Raw genomic sequence first — 1,503 nt, 5'->3', positions numbered from 1 at the left:
CACGAACATGGTCGGCACCATGTGGATGTGCGTCACGCGGTGACGCTCGATCAGCGCCAGCAGCTCCTCCGCATCGAACCGCGGCTGGAGGATGATGGTGCAGCCGTTGCGAAACGCCATCATGCCGTAGGAATGCGGCGCCGAGTGATACATCGGCCCGTTGATCAGTACGATTTGGTTGTCCCGCGGCTTGATGCCATAGGCGATCGCGCCGACGCGTTCGGAAGCGGCCGCCTGCTCGGGCTGCATCGGCATGCGCCGCACGCCTTTCGGCATCCCGGTCGTGCCCGACGTGTAGATCATTGCCGCGGCCCGGCGCGGCGGTTCCTGGGCTTCAGGATGGCCGTCGCGCCAGCGCTCCCAATCGGTCAGTCCGGCCGGGACCGCGGTCAGCTCCGGGGCAATGGCGAAGGTCGCCGCCAGCTCGGGCGGCGTCGCGACGACGAGAAGGCGGACATCCGGCGCCACGCCGTCACGAATCTGCGGCAGCAGGTCGGCGTGGCAGACCAGGATCTTCGCGCCGCTGTCGGTCAGGATGTAGCGGACCTCCTCGGCCTTGAGATGCCAGTTGATCGGTACCACCGGGCTGCCGAGGGCGGCGGAGGCCGCAACCACCTCGAACAGGGCGAAGTCGTTGCGCAGCATCATCGCAACCGGGGCGGCCTCGGCAAGGCCCAGGGCGCGAAATCCGCTCGCCGCCCGTCTGATGCGTGACTGGATCTCGTCATAGCTGATCCGGCGCTCGCCGCTGATGATCATGGCGTGTCCTTGTCCCGCGCGAGCCTAGCGATCGTCCAGCACGTCGCCGAAGCCGACCCAGCTCTTGCCGTTGAAGCGGCGGAGCTGAAGCTGCTGGAACGGCAGATAATCGTCGGCGCCGGTCGTAACCGAGATTCCCGGCAGCAGCAGCGGCAGCTTCACCTCTTTCAGCGAGGCCGCCTGGCGCATGATGTTGTCGCGGCTGACGTCTTCCTTGCACGCCCTCAGCACCGTCATCAGCAGCGTCGCATAGTGGTAGCCGGCGGCGTAGTTGGAGTTGGAAAGGTCGGCGTTCGGCAGGTATTGCTTCATGAAGGCAAAATACTCCTTCACGCCGGGATCGTCGGCCCATTNNGGCTTCCAGCCGATCTCGGCCACGCCCTTGACCATCTGCGAGGTGAATTTTCCGAGCACGACGCCGAACAGCACGTTGGCGCCCGAGGCCTTCAGGGTCGAGAGCTGCGAGCTGATCGTCGGCGCGCTGGTCTCGTAGGTCTGCTCGGCGATGATCATGCCGGCCGCCTTGGCTCCGAGCGCGCGCTTGAAGCCTGCGACATAGTCGCGACCGAAATCGTCGTTCTGCGCCAGGATCGCGATCCGGGCGTCGGGCTTGGTCTGCAGGATGTATTTGGCGTAGACCACGCCCTCGGATTCGTAGGCCGCCATCCCCGGCATCGTCCACGGATTCTTCTGCGGCTCGGCCCATTTGGTGGCGCCCGAGAGCACGAACAGCTGCGGCACCTT

Annotated in this window: 2 protein-coding genes; both read right to left on the bottom strand. The window is 65.8% G+C overall.

The window, feature by feature from the left end; genetic code table 11:
- Positions 1–759: AMP-binding protein (locus AABA86_RS33075; RefSeq protein WP_338309735.1), on the bottom strand; the 759-nt coding region annotated here is incomplete at its 3' end.
- A 24-nt stretch (positions 760–783) separates the two neighbouring features.
- The coding region (locus AABA86_RS33070) for an ABC transporter substrate-binding protein (protein WP_338309734.1) at positions 784–1,503 on the bottom strand (720 nt) is incomplete at its 5' end.

Origin of the sequence: Bradyrhizobium sp. TM233, assembly GCF_036247965.1 — a bacterium.
GTDB lineage: Bacteria > Pseudomonadota > Alphaproteobacteria > Rhizobiales > Xanthobacteraceae > Bradyrhizobium > Bradyrhizobium ottawaense.
This window is presented reverse-complemented; position numbering and strand designations above follow the sequence as displayed.